This is a genomic window from Variovorax sp. (assembly GCF_035634955.1).
In the GTDB taxonomy this organism is placed as follows: domain Bacteria; phylum Pseudomonadota; class Gammaproteobacteria; order Burkholderiales; family Burkholderiaceae_C; genus Variovorax.
Genome location: NZ_DASQBZ010000024.1, coordinates 53680 through 68229 on the forward strand (window position 1 = coordinate 53680; position 14550 = coordinate 68229).

The following is a 14550-nucleotide window of genomic DNA, read 5'->3' on the forward strand; positions in this document are numbered from 1 at the left end:
CCGCTTGCCGGCGCCCGCGCCGCCGCACGCTGCACTACCATGCGCCGCATGAACTTCCTCGACCTCGACGATGGCGGCCGGATTCCGGCCCTCGGACTGGGCACCTGGCGCATGGGCGAGGAGCGCGCCCGCCACGCGCCGGAGCTGGCGGCGCTGCGCAGCGCCATCGGCATGGGCTATCGCCTGTTCGACACTGCCGAGATGTATGGTGAAGGCGGCGCCGAGCAGTTGCTGGGCGAGGCGATCGGCGCGGCGCTGCGGGGCGGCGAGGTGGCGCGCGAAGACCTGTTCATCGTCAGCAAGGCGTATCCGCACCACGCCGGGCGCCGCAGCCTGCCCGAGGCCTGCGAACGCAGCCTGCGGCGCCTGGGGCTCGACCAGATCGACCTGTACCTGCTGCACTGGCGCGGCGCCATCGCGTTGGACGAGACGGTGGACGCGATGCGCGCGCTGGTGGACGCCGGACGCATTCGCCGCTGGGGCGTGAGCAATCTGGACGTGGACGACCTTGAAGAACTCGCCACCGCCTGCGGCGACCGATTCGACTGCGCCGCCAACCAGGTCTGGTTCTCGGTGGCCCAGCGCGGCCCCGAACACAGCCTGCTGCCCTGGCAACGCAAGCGCGGCATGCCGCTGATGGCCTACAGCCCGATCGACCAGGGCGTGCTGGCGCAGGAGGCCGGCCTGGCCCGCTTGGCGCGCGACGCCGGCGTGACCGCGGCGCAGCTCGCGCTGGCCTGGGTGTTGTCTCGCCCGGGCGTGCTGGCCATCCCGAAGGCGGTGCATGAGAGCCACCTGGCGGACAACCTGGCCGCAGCCTCGCTGCAACTCGGCCCGGACCTGCTGGCGGCGATCGACCGCCTCCATCCGCCGCCGCGGCGCAAGTCGCCGCTTGCCATGATCTGACCGACGTGACGACGATGCCCGAACACAAGACGGACAAGAAGAACCTGGCGCCGCAGCGTTGCGCATGGGCCGAATCGGACCCGCAGATGCAGGCCTATCACGACGACGAGTGGGGCATTCCCGAGCGCGACCCGCGTGCGCTGTGGGAGTGCCTCATGCTCGAGGGCTTCCAGGCCGGGTTGGCGTGGATCACGGTGCTGCGAAAGCGCGAGGCATTCCGCGCGGCATTCCATGGATTCGACCCGGCCAAGGTGGCGCGCATGACCGAGCGCGACATTCTGCGGCTGCTGGACGACGCCGGCATCATCCGCTCGCGCGCCAAGATCGAGGCGACCATCCAGGGCGCCCGCATCTACAACGACATGGCGGCGCGCGGCGAAGACTTCGCCGACTACTGCTGGTCCTTCACCGACGGGCAGGTGGTGCATGGCGACGGCATTGCGCTGCCGGCCACCACGGCGCTGTCCGAGCGCGTGTCGAAGGACCTCAAGAAGCGCGGCTTCAAGTTCGTCGGCCCGACCATCGTCCATGCCTGGCTGCAGGCGGTCGGCATCGTCAACGACCACGCGGCCGCCTGCGCCTGGCGCAGGCGCTGACGGCTCGCGAGGAGTTCCGCATGCAAGACAAGACGCGCCGCTGGGTGCAGCGCCCCGCAGGTTCGACATGGGGCGACTTCGGTCCGGACGACCAGCTCGGCCGCCTCAACCTGCTCACGCCCGAAAAGGTGCGCCAGGGCGTGGCCGAGGTGCGCGACGGGCGCAGCTTCTGCCTGAGCCTGCCGCTGGACTATCCGGGCGGCAACGTGCTGCACCCCTCGCGCCATCCGCCGGTGCTGCGGCCGACGCTGCGGCAGGGCCGGGTGAACTTCAACTTCCGCCTGTCCGAACTGGTCGAAGGGCGCACCGACGTCATCAGCGACGACCTGGCCGTCCTGCACCTGCAGTATTCGACCCAGTGGGACGGGCTGGCGCACGTGGGCTCGATGTTCGACGCCGATGGCGACGGCTTGCCCGAGCCGGTCTACTACAACGGCTTTCGCGCGCAGCGTGAGGTGCTCGGCCCGGACGCGGCGCAGGATGCGGGGGCCGCCGGCGCCGGGTCAAGCAGCACCAGTGGCGCGCAGGCGCTCGGCATCCAGAACATGGCCGAGAAGGCCGTGCAGGGACGCGCGGTGATGGTCGACCTGCATGCGCATTTCGGCGACGCGCGCACCCTGGTCGGGCACGAGCGGCTGATGCACGTGCTCGCGCAGGACGCCGTGGTGATCGAGCCGGGCGACATCCTGTGCCTGCACACCGGCTTCGCGCAGGCACTGCTCGGCATGGAGAAAGCGCCGACGCACGAGGCGCTGGAAGCCACCGGCAGCGTGCTCGACGGGCGCGACGAGCGGCTACTGCAGTGGATTACCGACAGCGGCGTGGCCGCCATCGCCGCCGACAACTTCGCGGTCGAGGCCTACCCGGCCACGCCGCGCGGCGGCTGCTGCGCCGCCTTGCCGCTGCACGAGCACTGCCTGTTCAAGCTGGGCGTGCACCTGGGCGAGCTGTGGTGGCTCACGCCGCTGGCCCGGCATCTGCGCGACGCGGGGCGCTCGCGCTTCCTGCTCACGGCGCCGCCGCTGCGGCTGCCGGGCGCGGTGGCATCGCCGCTGACGCCGGTGGGAACCACCTGAGACGCGCACGGCGGGCCAGGCGCCCTCGGCTTTACAGCCGCAACGGCGAGGCTTAACGTGCGCGGCTTCCCACACCTTCCAGCGCATTCATGAAAGCACGCATCACGCTCATCACGCTCGGCGTCGACGACCTCGACCGCGCCCTGCGGTTCTACCGCGACGGCCTGGGCTGGGCCACGCCCGGCATCGTCGGCCAGGAGTTCGAGCACGGCGCGGTCGCATTCATCGACCTCGACGGCGGCCTGCGCCTGGCGTTGTGGCCGCGCGCCAGCATCGCGCATGACAGCGGCGTGCCGCGCGGTCCGGCCAGCGCGACCGAGATGATGCTGGCGCACAACGTCGAGTCGCCCGCCGAGGTGGATGCCGCAATGGCCACCGCCGCCGCCGCGGGTGCGCGCATCGTCAAGCCGGCGCACACGGCGTTCTGGGGCGGCTACACCGGCTGCTTCCAGGACCCCGACGGGCATTTGTGGGAAGTGGCATTCAACCCGCAGTGGACCGAAGCCGGGGGCTGGCAATCATGAGCGGCACGCGCCGCCTGCGGGTGGGCCAGCCCATCACGCCCGAGGAATTCGACGAACTCGACGACGAGCAGCTGGCGCGCCTGGTGCCCAAGGCCGTGCGCGAGTTCTTTCCAGGCAAGGACTTCTGCGCCGACGGCCACTTCTACCTGCACGACGGCACCGCCTGGTGCTTCTACCGCGGCGGCTTCCTGGACGATTGACCGTCTCGGTCAGGTGCGGCAGGCGGACCTGCGAAGCTGGGGCCGCCCAGGCGTGGGCAACGGCTAATGCGCTTCCGCCTGCTTGGCGGCGTTGATGGCCGCCTGATCGTCGCGGTGCGCGCCGTTGAGGAACAGGTTGAGCAGCACCGCGCACACCGATGCGAGCAGGATGCCGGACTCCACCAGCGAGTGGATCCCGTGCGGCATCCACTGCTTGAAGTTCGGGGCGATCAGCGGAATCATGCCGATGCCGATCGACACCGCCACGATCATCGGGTTGTTGCGGTTGGTCTTGAAGTCCACGCCCGCCAGGATGCGGATGCCGGTGGCCGCCACCATGCCGAACATCACCAGCCCGGCGCCGCCCAGCACGACCGTGGGCACCGACTCGACCAGCGCGGCCATCTTGGGCAGCAGGCCGAGCACGACCAGGATCACGCCGCCGGCCACGCACACGAAGCGGCTCTTGATGCCCGTCACCGCCACCAGGCCCACGTTCTGCGAGAACGAGGTGTAGGGGAAGGTGTTGAACACGCCGCCGATGAGCGTGCCCAGGCCGTCGGTGCGCAATCCGCGCGCCAGGTCCGGCTGGGCCACTTTTCGGTCCGTCATCTCGCCCAGGGCCAGGAACATCCCGGTCGACTCGATCATCACCACGATCATGATCAGCGTCATGGTCAGGATCAGCACCGGGTCGAACTGCGGCATGCCGAAGTGAAACGGCAGCACGATGTCGACCCATTGCGCGCGCGCCACTTTCTCGAAGGTCATCAGGCCCATCGCCGCGGCCACGACCGCGCCGATGACGATGCCCAGCAGCACCGAGATGTTGGCGATGAACCCCTTGGCGTACTTGACGATCAGCAGGATCGACACCAGCACCAGCGCCGAGATGCCCAGGCCGGTCAGGTCGGCGTACTTGGGGTTGGGCACCGTGGGCGCAAGCGCGATGCCCTTGGGCACCGGCGGCAGCGCGGAGCCGGGGGAGGTGACGTCGGCCAGCCACTTGGAGTACACCGGGTCGACGATCGCCGGCGCGGTGGGGCCCACCGGGTTGCCGAAGATCCAGTTGATGCCCACCCGCATGAGCGAGATGCCGATGACCGTGATGATGGTGCCGGTGACCACCGGCGGGAAGAAGCGCAGCATGCGGCTGACCACCGGCGCGATCAGGATCGAGACAATGCCCGCGCCGATGATCGAACCGAACAGCAGTTGCGCCCCGGCGTGTCCGCCGTTGGCGTTGGCAATGGCCACCATCGGCGCGACCGAGGCGAAGGTCACGCCCATCATCACGGGCAGCCGGATGCCGAACCACTGGGTCATGCCCAGCGACTGGATCAGCGTGGCGATGCCGCAGCAGAAGAGGTCGGCCGAGATCAGCAGCGCGACTTCTTCCGGGCTGAGCTTGAGCGCCCGCCCGACGATCAGCGGCACGGCTACGGCGCCGGCGTACATGACCAGCACGTGCTGCAGGCCGAGCGCGGTGACCTTGCCCAGCGGCAGGCGCTCGTCGACCGGGTGGACGCCGGCCGGGGTGGCCGGTTCGATGGCAGTGTTAGCCGACATGGTGCGCATCTCCTGTCAATGGCGAATGCCAAATGTGAACAATTTCTGTACCCAAAACTGTATACACATCAGAATGCACGCTGTATCGCGGAAAACCCGGATTATCCGGCCCGGGGAGCTTGCGGCGAACACCTGTCGGCCGTCGCCGGCCCCACGACGGACTGTCCATCGCGCCGCCGCCTGCAGGCCGCGGCATCGCTCACTATCATGGCCCGCTGATTCCCACAGGAGCCACGCGCCATGAGCATTCCGACCACCCGCCTGGGCCACACTGGCCTCATCGTCTCGCGCCTGGCGCTGGGCACCATGACCTTCGGCCTGCAGACCGACGAGGCGGTCTCGGCTGCCATCCTGGACAAGGCCACCGATGCCGGCATCAACCTGCTGGACACGGCCGATGTCTACCCGCTGGGCGGCACGCTCGAGACCGCCGGCCGCACCGAGGAGATCATCGGCCGCTGGCTCAAGGCCAAGGGGGCGGGCGCGCGCGGGCGCTACATCCTGGCCACCAAGGCGGTCGGCAGGATGGGGCCGCACCCGTGGGACCAGGGGGCCTCGCGCAAGCACCTCCTGGCCGCCATCGACGCCTCGCTCGAGCGGCTGCAAACCGATCATGTCGACCTCTACCAGCTGCACAGCGACGACCGCGACACCCCGCTGGACGAAACGCTGGAAGCGCTCGACGTCATCGTGAAGTCGGGCCGCGCGCGCTACATCGGTGTGTCGAACTTCCTGGCCTACCGGATGGCGCGTGCGCTCGGCCGCGCCGACCTGCGCGGCTTGGCGCGCTACGTGTGCGTGCAGCCGCGCTACAGCCTGCTGTTTCGCGAGATCGAGCGCGAACTGCTGCCGCTGGCGCAGGAGGAAGGCCTGGGCGTGATCCCCTACAACCCCCTGGCCGGCGGCCTGCTGACCGGCAAGTACAAGCGCGGCGACAAGCCGCAGGACAACACCCGCTTCACGCTCGGCACGGCCGGCGGCATGTACCAGGACCGCTACTGGAACGAACGCAGTTTCGACACCGTGGCGCAGCTTGGGGAGATCGCCGACGAGGCCGGCGTGCCGCTGGCCACGCTGGCGGTGGCGTGGGCGATGGCCAACCCGTTGGTCACGGCGCCGCTGCTGGGCGCGAGTCGCCCGGAGCAACTGGACGACACGATTGCCGCGGCCCACTACAAGCTCGATCCGGCGTTGAAGGAGCGGCTCGACGCGGTGACGGCGGACTACCGCAAGGGCGACGCGCCGCGCTGAGGCCCGGACCGGCGTGCCGCGTGTCGCTCACGGCCGGGACGACCGCCTGATCGGCCCGGTTTCCGGACCGCTGAGGGCCGCTGCCTGTTGGACAGGCAATCTGGCGCCAGCCCTTGCGGGACAAGGCTTTGGCGAGAAGCCCACCGAGATATCCACAAGCTTGTCCCCGGCTGGCGGGGATTTCTTTCAGTTCTGTTTCAGCCATCCGCGCGTGCGGGCCGGGTGAAATCCGTCCGGTCAGGCCAGGAGGTCGGCCAGCGTGCGGGCCATCACCTTGGTGGCGCGCCGCAGGTCTTCCAGCGCGACCCGCTCGTCGGCGCGCTTGGCATGCGACTCCAGCACGGTGCGCGGGCCGGCGCCGTAGATCACGCCGGGAATGCCTTGCTCGACGTACAGCCGCACGTCCGTGTAGAGCGGCGTGCCCATCGCCGGGATGGCCTGGCCGAACACCTGCTGGCCGTGCTTCTGGATGGCATCGACCAGCGGCTGGTTGCCGCCCAGCGGCTTCATGGAATGGGCCAGCAGCAGGCGCCTGATCTCGACCGAGATGCCGGCCTTCTGCGCGGCCGCGTCTTCGATCACCTGGCGGATGGTGGCTTCGACCGCGACCGGATCCTCTTCCGGGATCATCCGGCGGTCGAGCTTGAACACGACCTTGCCGGGCACGACGTTGGTATTGGTGCCGCCCTCGATGCGGCCGACGTTCAGGTAGGGATGGTTGATGCCTTCCACCGCCGAGGTGACCTGCTTGTACTGCTCGTTCTGGGCGTACAGCGCGTTCAGGATGTGCACGGCACCCTGCAGGGCGTCCACGCCGGTGTCGGGCACGGCCGCGTGCGCCATCTTGCCGTGTACGGTCACCTCCATCTGCAGGCAGCCGTTGTGCGCCGTCACGACCTCGTAGCTGAAGCCGGCGGCGACCATCAGGTCGGGCGCGGTGAGCTTGTTCTTCAGCAGCCACCCCGGCCCGAGGATGCCGCCGAATTCCTCGTCGTAGGTGAAGTGCAGCTCGATGCTGCCCTTGGTCGGCTTCGCCTGGGCCTCGAGCGCGCGCAGGGCGAAGGTGAAGGTGGAGAAGTCGCTCTTGCTGACCGCCGCGGCACGGCCGAACAGCTGGCCGTCGACGATCTCGCCGCCGTACGGGTCGTGCGTCCAGCCCTCGCCAGGCGGCACCACGTCGCCGTGCGCGTTGAGCGCCACGGTGCGCCCGCCGGCGCCGTAGTTGCGCCGCACGATCAGGTTGGTGATGGACTCGAGCCCGTAGTCCTTGACCTCCTGCGCGGGCACCGGGTGCTTCTCGGCATGCAGGCCCATGGCCGCGAGCAGTTCGGCGGTGCGCTCGGCGTGCGGCGCGTTGTTGCCCGGCGGGGTGTCGGTCGGCACCTGGACCAGCGCCTGCAGGAATCTGACCTGCTCGTCGAAGTGTTGGTCGATCCAGTCGTCGAGTTTGGCGTAGTCGGTCATGGGGTCAGGCAGGGTAGGTTTCTTGGGACAGGTCGTCGAGCAGGCGCTGGAAGGCTTGCACTGCCAGCTGCATGTCGTCGTTGGTGCTCGACTCGAGCGGGTTGTGGCTGATGCCGGAGTTGATGCCGCGCACGAACAGCATGGCCTGCGGCATCACCTCGTGCAGCTTCATGGCGTCGTGGCCGGCGCCGCTGGGCATGCGGTAGAGCGGCACGCCGAGGGCGTCGACCGCCTTCTCCCAGCGCTGCTGCCAGGCCGGCGCGCTGGGCGCGGCGGCGGCACGCATGGCTTCTTCCAGCGTATGCCGCACGCCGCGGCGCTCGCAGATGGCGGCGAGTTCGGCCAGCACGTCGGTTACCACGGCGTCGCGCTGCGCGTCGTTCGGGGCGCGGATGTCAAGGCTGAAGCGGCAGCGCCCGGGCACGACGTTGATGGAGCCGCTGGGCACCTCGAGCATGCCGACGGTGGCGACCGAGTCACCGTCCTTCGCGGCCCGCTGCTCGGCGAACAGGATGAGCTCGGCAACCGCGCAGGCGGCGTCGCGGCGGCGGTCCATCGGCGTGGTGCCGGCGTGGCTGGCCATGCCGGTTACTTCACCGACGAAGCGCACGCCACCGTTGATGGACGTGACGATGCCCAGCGGAACGTCGAGCTCGTTGAGCACCGGCCCCTGCTCGATGTGGACCTCGACGAAGCCGAGGTACTTCGCGGGGTCGCGCTGGATCTTCGGGATGTCCTCCAGCCTGAGGCCGGCATGCCGCATGGCGTCGCGCAGGCTGATGCCATCGGCGTCCGTCTGGTCCAGCCAGTTCGTGTCGAAGTGGCCGATCAGCGCGCCCGAGCCCAGGAACGTGGCCTTGTAGCGCTGGCCTTCCTCCTCGGCGAAACCGACCACCTCGAAGGCGAAGGGCAGGCGCCGGTTCTGGCGCTTGAGCTCGCGCACGCACGCGATCGGCACGAAGATGCCCAGGCGCCCGTCGTACTTGCCGCCGTTGCGCACCGTGTCGTAGTGCGACCCGGTGAGCAGGGTCCTGGCGCCGGGCGCGTCCGCCTCGTAGCGGCCGACCACGTTGCCGACCGCGTCGATTTCGACCGAGTCGAAGCCGACGTCGCGCATGAGTTGCGCGATCTGCGCGGCGCAGGCGCGGTGCGCCTCGGTCAGGTAGGTGACCGTGAGCTGGCCCTTCTCGGCGTAGCCCGGGTCGGTGTGCCGCGCCAGTTGCTCGTGCCAGTCCCACACGTCGTTGCCCAGCGTGGGCTCCACGCCGAACTTGTCGTTCAGGCGGATCTCGGCGATGCGATGGATGTTGCGCAGCGCCTCGGCCCGCTCGAAGTCGGGGTGGTGCTGCAGCCGCCGCGCGAAGGTGTCGATGATCTCGCGCTTGGACAGGCCCAGCCCGCGCGGCCCGCGCACGGCCAGGATGAACGGAAAGCCGAACTTGGCGTTGTAGTCGGCGTTGAGCTGCTGGATCCGGGCGAACTCCTCGGGCGTGCAGTCGGTCAGCCCGGCCTTGCCCTGCTCGTTGGTCGATTCGGCCGTGAGCGTCTTGCTCACCATGGCCTTGCCCGCCAGCTCGGGGTGGGCGCGGATGAGGCTCAGTTGTTCCTCGGCCGTGGCCTTGGCCACCGCCTGCACGAGCGCGTGCTTGAGGTGCGCGAGCGAGCGGAACGGCCGCGAGGCCATGGCGCGCTGCGCGATCCAGGGCGAGTGCTCGTAGGTGCCGTCCAGCAGGGCGGCGGCGTCGGCCGGATTGGCCGCATTGATCTGCTCGATGCTCAAGGTCATGGCGTTCTCCCGGTGGACTATCCGGCGAATGGGTGAGTGTTCTTCCAGTGGCGCGCGATGTCGAGCCGGCGGCACACCCACACGTGCTCGTGCGCCGCGATGTGGTCCAGGAAGCGCTGCAGGGCCGTGATGCGGCCGGGGCGACCGAGCAGGCGGCAGTGCATGCCGATGGACATCATCTTCGGCCGGTTCTCGCCGTCCGGGTCGCCTTCGGTGTACAGCGCGTCGAAGCTGTCCTTCATGTACTGGAAGAAGGGGTCGGCATGCGAGTAGCCCTGCGGCAGCGCGAAGCGCATGTCGTTGCAGTCGAGCGTGTAGGGCACGATCAGCTGCGGCACCACCTGGCCGTCGGTCTTTTGCACCTTCATCCAGAAGGGCAGGTCGTCGCCGTAGTAGTCGCTGTCGTATTCGAAGCCGCCGTAGTCGGCCACCAGGCGCCGCGTGCGCGGGCTGTCGCGGCCGGTGTACCAGCCCAGCGCGCGTTCGCCGGTCAGGCGCTCGATCGCCTCCATGCCCAGGCGCATGTGCTCGCGCTCGACTTCCTCGGGCGTGTTCTGGTAGTGGATCCAGCGCCAGCCGTGGCAGGCGATCTCGTGGCCCAGTTCCTTGAAGGCGGCAGTCAGCTCGGGGTGGCGCTCCAGCGCCATGCCGACGCCGAACACCGTCAGCGGCAGCCCGCGCTTCTCGAATTCGCGCAGGATGCGCCACGCCCCGGCACGCGAGCCGTACTCGTAGATGCCGTCCATGCTGATGTGCCGGTCCGGGTAGCTGGCCGGATTGAACATTTCCGACAGGAACTGCTCCGACCCCGGGTCGCCGTGCAGCACGTTGTTCTCGCCGCCTTCCTCATAGTTCAGCACGAACTGCACCGCGACCCGGGCCTGGCCCGGCCACTGCGCATGCGGCGGATTGCGCCCGTAGCCGACGAGGTCGCGGGGATAGGGCAGCGTGGAGTCGTAAGTGTTCATGGCAGTAGATTCATTTCAGGGAGCGCCCTTCAGCACAGGGCCACTGAACCGGCCCGGCAAGCGCAGCGAAGCCCCTTCGCGGCCATCGCGGAACTGGCTTTGCCAGGCCGCAGATGGCGCCCCCTCGAAGGGGGGAGGCGGACCTGCGAAGCAGGGTAGCCTGGGGGTGGGCCAAGCCCTCCTGGGGGTGGGCCAAGCCCTCCTGGGGGTGGGTCATGAGAGCGCCAGCGAAATATCGCTGGTCGGGACCTTGCGGTCGAAAGTGAGGTTGGCCTCGACGTTGAGCAGGTGCTCCGTCATCAGCCGTGCGGCCTTCTCGCCGTCGCGCGCGGCCAGTGCCTTGACGATGTCGGCATGCTCGTCGTTGGAATGCTCGGCGGCGGTGGCGCTCTGGTACATGAGGGTGATCAGGGCGCAGCGCGAGATCAGCTCGCCCAGCAGTTGCGCCAGCACCTGGTTGCCCATCAGCTCGGCCATGCGCACGTGGAAGTCGCCCAGCAGCTCGGTGCGTCCGGAGATGTCGTCACCCGCCGAGACCGAGGCCTTCTCCAGCGCCACGTGTTCCTTCAGCGCCTTGACCTTGGCCGGCGTGACCGAGGCGGCGAACTCGCGCGCCATCTGCGCCTCGAGCATGCGGCGCACGGCGAACACCTGGCGCGCCTCGTCCACCGCCGGCGCCGCCACGAACGCGCCGCGCGCGGGCTCCAGACGCACCAGCCGGTTCTGCGACAGCTGGAACAGCGCCTGCCGGACCAGCGTGCGCGAGACGCCGAAGTGGTCGGCCAGCTTCTGCTCGGCCAGCTTGCTGCCCGGTTGCAGGCGATGGTCGACGATGGCGCGCGTGAGCGCGTCGACGATGGCGCGGGTCGGGGTGGTCTCCATTTCAATTCATGATAGCCCCAAAGCCCAGAACTGTATACACTTTTGTCCACCGGATTTTTACCAACACCGTCGGGTCGAAGCCCGCCAACCAGGAGAACCCATGGGACTGAGCACACACGTACTGGACACGATGAACGGATGTCCCGCCGCCGGCATGGAGGTCGCCCTGTTCACGACGGATGGCGACCAGGCCACGCTGGTCAAGCGCTTCACCCTGAACGCCGACGGGCGCAGCGACGGCCCGCTGTACGACAACGCGAGCCTCAAGACGGGCACCTACCGCCTGGTGTTCGACGTGGCCGGCTATTTCGCGCGGCGCGGCGTCCAGCTGCCGCAGCCCAACTTCCTGAACAAGGTGGCGCTGGACTTCGGCGTGGCCCATGCGGACCAGCACTATCACGTGCCGCTGCTGGTCAGCCCCTGGAGCTACAGCACCTACCGCGGCTCCTGAGGGCCGCCTGGAGCATCTAGCCTTGCAACTGGCCCTCGCTCAGGGTGTCGAGCTGGAAGCGCCCGCTCTTGTCCCACAGCCAGGTGTCGGTCCAGCTGAGCTTGCCGCCGATGCGCGGGGCGGCGGGGAAGGGCGCTGCCGCCAGTACGGCGCGTTCGATCTCCTCGATGACCTCCGGCGCATGGGTGGGCGCGCGCAGCCAGTGCATGCCCGTCACCGCGCCGTTGGCGTCCAGGTCCACGCGCAGGGTGCCGATGGCGTACAACAGCGGCGGCAGCATGCCGCCGTAGATGCGGCTGCCGTTGAGCTGGTAGACATGCCCGGCGGCGTCGCGCTTGTAGGCGCGCAGGTCGGTGGCCGAGGAGGGCCGCGGCGCAGGCCGCGGGGCGCCGCCCGGTGCGCGGGCGCCGCTCAGCTGGCCGGGCACGGCGCCGCCGGTGCTGGCGCAGCCGGCCAGCCACAGGGTGGTCACGGAGATCAGGCCGCCGAGGGCCAGGCGTCGGTTCAATCGGGCGGTGGCTTGCATCGGCGGATTTATACCGTGTCGGCGGTGGCGCCCCGCCGCGGCGGTTGAAGGAACTCGAATGAACGGACTGCTCGATCGATTGCTCGAACGGCTGGCCGCCGGCCGCGCCGGCGTGCTGGTGCGGGTGCAGGCCACGCAGGGCTCGGCCCCGCGTGAGGCCGGCACCTGGATGGCCGTGTGGGACGACGGCACGCTCACCGGCACCATCGGCGGCGGGCAGCTGGAGTTCCAGGCGGTGCAGACAGCCGCCGCATGGCTCGCCGGCGGCGCGCCTGTCGACGGCGTCCAGCGCTATCCCCTCGGCCCGACGCTGGGCCAGTGCTGCGGCGGCGTCGTGTTCCTGGACTACCGCCGCATCGGGGCGGCGGACGCCGCTGCCTTGCGCGCCGAGCTGGGCGCGCACCTGCAGCCGGTGGCGCTGTTCGGTGGCGGCCACGTCGGCGCCGCGCTGGCCCGGCTGCTGTCGACCCTGCCGTTCTCGGTGCGCTGGATCGACAGCCGCGACGGCGTCTTTCCGCCGGCGCTGCCGGCGCAGGTCGAGACCGAGCATTCCGAACCGGTGCAGGACGCGGTGCCTCAACTGGCGCCCGGATCGCGCGTGCTGATCATGAGCTTCTCGCACGCCGAGGACCTCGACATCGTCATTGCCTGCCTGCGCCGCCAGCGCGAGCGCGGCGACTTGCCCTACATCGGCCTGATCGGCAGCAAGACCAAGTGGGCCACCTTCCGGCACCGGCTGGAGGCGCGCGGCTTTTCCGAGGCCGAGATGAACCACGTCACCTCCCCGATCGGCGTGCCCGGCATCACGGGCAAGGAGCCCGAGGTGATTGCCGTGGCGGTGGCGGCACAGTTGTTGCAATCACTCGACGGCTAAGTATTTACCCTAGAGCCTCGGTTCGCCGAAACGTGCCCGAACTGTATACACTTCAGTCCACAAAAGAGCCGCAGCGGAGCGAGACGTCCCACCGTCTGCGTTCGCGGCAATCCAACTGCTCACAGCGCCCCGCGGTGGTGAGCAGGCCAGAACGACCACGCGGCGCCAGGAAGCGCCGCGCCAGGGCGGAGTAATCCATGGAAAGCTACTACCTCGACTGGGCCAACCTGCTGCTGCGTTGGTTGCACGTCATCACCGCCATCGCGTGGATCGGCGCCTCCTTCTACTTCGTGATGCTGGACAACAGCCTCGAGAAGCCAGAGGACCAGGAGTCGCTCGACAAAGGCGTCGGCGGCGAGCAATGGGCGGTGCACGGCGGCGGCTTCTACAACATGCAGAAGTACCTGCTGGCGCCCAAGAAGGTGCCGGACCACCTGCACTGGTCCTTCTGGGAAAGCTATTCCACCTGGCTCAGCGGCTTTGCGCTATTCACGGTGTCGTACCTGTGGAATGCCAGCACCTACCTGATCGACAAGTCCAAGATGGACTGGCAGCCGGGCGCGGCCATCGCCGTGGCGCTGGCGTTCTTCGTGGTGTTCTGGATGGTGTACGACGCCATCTGCCAGATCTTCGGCAGGCGCAAGCACGGCGACACCATCGTCGGCGTGCTGGTGGCGCTGTTCGTGGCGTTCGCGGCCTGGCTGGCCTGCCACTGGTTCGCCGGCCGCGCCGCCTTCCTGCTGGTGGGCGCGATGATGGCCACCACCATGAGCGCGAACGTGTTCTTCTGGATCATTCCCGGCCAGCGCAAGAACGTGAAGGCGCTGCGCGAGGGCAAGCCGGTCGACCCGATCCACGGCCAGCGCGGCAAGCAGCGCAGCGTGCACAACACGTATTTCACGCTGCCGGTGCTGTTCGCGATGCTGAGCAACCACTACAGCTTCACCTACACGAACCAGTACAACTGGATCGTGCTGCTGCTGATCATGGCCGGCGGCGCCGCCATCCGCCAGTTCTTCGTGGTGCGGCACCGCTTCAAGCTCGGCAACGCCAGGAATCCGCTGCCGTACGCGTTGCTCGGCATCGTCGTGCTGGGCCTGACCATCGTCTGGATGAAGCCGGAACCGGCCCCGGCGCCCGCGCCCGGCGAAGCGGTCAAGAAGGTCAGCTACGGCGAGGTGCAGAAGGTGCTGGAGCAGCGCTGCTACATGTGCCACGGCACCGCGATGCAGATGAAGAACGTTCGGCTCGACTCGCCCGACCAGGTGGCCGTGCATGCGCAGGGCATCTACCAGCAGGCGGTGCAGGCCAAGACCATGCCGCTGAACAACGCCACCGGCATCACCGACGCCGAACGCGCCATGCTGGGCCGCTGGTTCGAGCAGGGCGCCAAGACGAACTGAGGCGCCGCGCGCCAGGGGCCCGCCGGCTGCGGTCGCGGCCCGGTCAGAATGGCGGTTTTTTGCGCCATTCGTGG

15 protein-coding genes are annotated in these 14550 nt (G+C 69.0%); 9 read left to right on the forward strand and 6 right to left on the reverse strand.

What is annotated here, in order from left to right; all coding sequences use genetic code 11:
• Positions 1 to 48 precede the first annotated feature (48 nt).
• The 5 genes from VES41_RS13200 to VES41_RS13220 all read left to right on the forward strand — a co-directional run bounded on the left by VES41_RS13200 (position 49) and on the right by VES41_RS13220 (position 3302).
• Positions 49 to 906 (forward strand): aldo/keto reductase, encoded by an 858-nt coding sequence (locus VES41_RS13200; RefSeq protein WP_324817560.1) that lies wholly within the window; start codon positions 49 to 51, stop codon positions 904 to 906.
• A 14-nt stretch (positions 907 to 920) separates the two neighbouring features.
• The gene (locus tag VES41_RS13205) at positions 921 to 1502 is read left to right on the forward strand and encodes a DNA-3-methyladenine glycosylase I (RefSeq protein WP_324817562.1); all 582 of its coding nucleotides are present in this window, start codon (positions 921 to 923) and stop codon (positions 1500 to 1502) included.
• Positions 1503 to 1522: 20 nt separating this feature from the next.
• Positions 1523 to 2578: a cyclase family protein gene (locus VES41_RS13210; RefSeq protein ID WP_324817565.1), complete on the forward strand. Its 1056-nt coding sequence runs from the start codon at positions 1523 to 1525 to the stop codon at positions 2576 to 2578.
• An 89-nt stretch (positions 2579 to 2667) separates the two neighbouring features.
• Positions 2668 to 3102, forward strand: coding sequence for a VOC family protein (locus tag VES41_RS13215; protein WP_324817568.1), 435 nt, complete (start codon positions 2668 to 2670; stop codon positions 3100 to 3102).
• Positions 3099 to 3302, forward strand: coding sequence for a hypothetical protein (locus tag VES41_RS13220; RefSeq protein WP_324817571.1), 204 nt, complete (start codon positions 3099 to 3101; stop codon positions 3300 to 3302). The genes VES41_RS13215 and VES41_RS13220 overlap by 4 nt, the downstream gene beginning before the upstream one ends.
• 63 nt (positions 3303 to 3365) lie before the next feature.
• On the opposite strand, the gene VES41_RS13225 is transcribed toward VES41_RS13220, so the two are convergent.
• Positions 3366 to 4871, reverse strand: coding sequence for a nucleobase:cation symporter-2 family protein (locus tag VES41_RS13225; protein ID WP_324817573.1), 1506 nt, complete (start codon positions 4869 to 4871; stop codon positions 3366 to 3368).
• A gap of 240 nt (positions 4872 to 5111) precedes the next feature.
• On the opposite strand from VES41_RS13225, the gene VES41_RS13230 reads away from it, so the two are divergent.
• On the forward strand, positions 5112 to 6122 hold the full coding sequence (locus tag VES41_RS13230) for an aldo/keto reductase (RefSeq protein WP_324817575.1): 1011 nt from the start codon (positions 5112 to 5114) through the stop codon (positions 6120 to 6122).
• A gap of 237 nt (positions 6123 to 6359) precedes the next feature.
• Here VES41_RS13230 and VES41_RS13235 read toward each other — a convergent pair whose 3' ends face one another.
• The 4 genes from VES41_RS13235 to VES41_RS13250 form a co-directional block, all read right to left on the reverse strand.
• Positions 6360 to 7586 carry a M20 family metallopeptidase gene (locus VES41_RS13235; protein ID WP_324817578.1) on the reverse strand — a complete coding sequence of 409 codons (1227 nt, stop codon included), beginning with the start codon at positions 7584 to 7586 and terminating at the stop codon, positions 6360 to 6362.
• Between the two features lie 4 nt (positions 7587 to 7590).
• Positions 7591 to 9372, reverse strand: coding sequence for a 2-oxo-4-hydroxy-4-carboxy-5-ureidoimidazoline decarboxylase (uraD, locus tag VES41_RS13240; RefSeq protein ID WP_324817580.1), 1782 nt, complete (start codon positions 9370 to 9372; stop codon positions 7591 to 7593).
• A 17-nt stretch (positions 9373 to 9389) separates the two neighbouring features.
• The gene (gene puuE, locus VES41_RS13245) at positions 9390 to 10340 is read right to left on the reverse strand and encodes an allantoinase PuuE (RefSeq protein ID WP_324817582.1); all 951 of its coding nucleotides are present in this window, start codon (positions 10338 to 10340) and stop codon (positions 9390 to 9392) included.
• 213 nt (positions 10341 to 10553) lie between these two features.
• Complete coding sequence (locus VES41_RS13250) at positions 10554 to 11222, reverse strand: GntR family transcriptional regulator (protein WP_324817585.1); 669 nt, start codon at positions 11220 to 11222, stop codon at positions 10554 to 10556.
• 100 nt (positions 11223 to 11322) lie between these two features.
• Between VES41_RS13250 and uraH the strand changes: the two genes are divergently transcribed.
• Positions 11323 to 11673 carry a hydroxyisourate hydrolase gene (gene uraH, locus VES41_RS13255; protein WP_324817587.1) on the forward strand — a complete coding sequence of 117 codons (351 nt, stop codon included), beginning with the start codon at positions 11323 to 11325 and terminating at the stop codon, positions 11671 to 11673.
• A gap of 16 nt (positions 11674 to 11689) precedes the next feature.
• Here the strand turns inward: uraH and VES41_RS13260 are convergent, their stop codons facing one another.
• A complete protein-coding gene (locus tag VES41_RS13260) occupies positions 11690 to 12199 on the reverse strand; it encodes a hypothetical protein (protein WP_324817589.1) in 510 nt (169 codons plus the stop codon).
• Between the two features lie 58 nt (positions 12200 to 12257).
• Here VES41_RS13260 and xdhC point away from each other — a divergent pair, with 58 nt between their 5' ends.
• Positions 12258 to 13073, forward strand: coding sequence for a xanthine dehydrogenase accessory protein XdhC (gene xdhC, locus VES41_RS13265; RefSeq protein WP_324817592.1), 816 nt, complete (start codon positions 12258 to 12260; stop codon positions 13071 to 13073).
• Between the two features lie 197 nt (positions 13074 to 13270).
• Positions 13271 to 14476: a urate hydroxylase PuuD gene (locus VES41_RS13270; RefSeq protein WP_324817595.1), complete on the forward strand. Its 1206-nt coding sequence runs from the start codon at positions 13271 to 13273 to the stop codon at positions 14474 to 14476.
• The last annotated feature ends 74 nt before the right edge of the window (positions 14477 to 14550 follow it).

What these genes read in the sequence shown, in the direction of transcription:
- uraD (WP_324817580.1), bottom strand. Translation starts at nt 9,372, where the DNA reads ATGACCTTGAGCATCGAGCAGATCAATGCGGCCAATCCGGCCGACGCC.
- VES41_RS13200 (WP_324817560.1), top strand. Translation starts at nt 49, where the DNA reads ATGAACTTCCTCGACCTCGACGATGGCGGCCGGATTCCGGCCCTCGGA.
- VES41_RS13230 (WP_324817575.1), top strand. Translation starts at nt 5,112, where the DNA reads ATGAGCATTCCGACCACCCGCCTGGGCCACACTGGCCTCATCGTCTCG.
- VES41_RS13225 (WP_324817573.1), bottom strand. Translation starts at nt 4,871, where the DNA reads ATGTCGGCTAACACTGCCATCGAACCGGCCACCCCGGCCGGCGTCCAC.
- VES41_RS13220 (WP_324817571.1), top strand. Translation starts at nt 3,099, where the DNA reads ATGAGCGGCACGCGCCGCCTGCGGGTGGGCCAGCCCATCACGCCCGAG.
- VES41_RS13210 (WP_324817565.1), top strand. Translation starts at nt 1,523, where the DNA reads ATGCAAGACAAGACGCGCCGCTGGGTGCAGCGCCCCGCAGGTTCGACA.
- puuE (WP_324817582.1), bottom strand. Translation starts at nt 10,340, where the DNA reads ATGAACACTTACGACTCCACGCTGCCCTATCCCCGCGACCTCGTCGGC.
- VES41_RS13270 (WP_324817595.1), top strand. Translation starts at nt 13,271, where the DNA reads ATGGAAAGCTACTACCTCGACTGGGCCAACCTGCTGCTGCGTTGGTTG.
- VES41_RS13205 (WP_324817562.1), top strand. Translation starts at nt 921, where the DNA reads ATGCCCGAACACAAGACGGACAAGAAGAACCTGGCGCCGCAGCGTTGC.
- VES41_RS13215 (WP_324817568.1), top strand. Translation starts at nt 2,668, where the DNA reads ATGAAAGCACGCATCACGCTCATCACGCTCGGCGTCGACGACCTCGAC.
- VES41_RS13235 (WP_324817578.1), bottom strand. Translation starts at nt 7,586, where the DNA reads ATGACCGACTACGCCAAACTCGACGACTGGATCGACCAACACTTCGAC.
- VES41_RS13260 (WP_324817589.1), bottom strand. Translation starts at nt 12,199, where the DNA reads ATGCAAGCCACCGCCCGATTGAACCGACGCCTGGCCCTCGGCGGCCTG.
- xdhC (WP_324817592.1), top strand. Translation starts at nt 12,258, where the DNA reads ATGAACGGACTGCTCGATCGATTGCTCGAACGGCTGGCCGCCGGCCGC.
- VES41_RS13250 (WP_324817585.1), bottom strand. Translation starts at nt 11,222, where the DNA reads ATGGAGACCACCCCGACCCGCGCCATCGTCGACGCGCTCACGCGCGCC.
- uraH (WP_324817587.1), top strand. Translation starts at nt 11,323, where the DNA reads ATGGGACTGAGCACACACGTACTGGACACGATGAACGGATGTCCCGCC.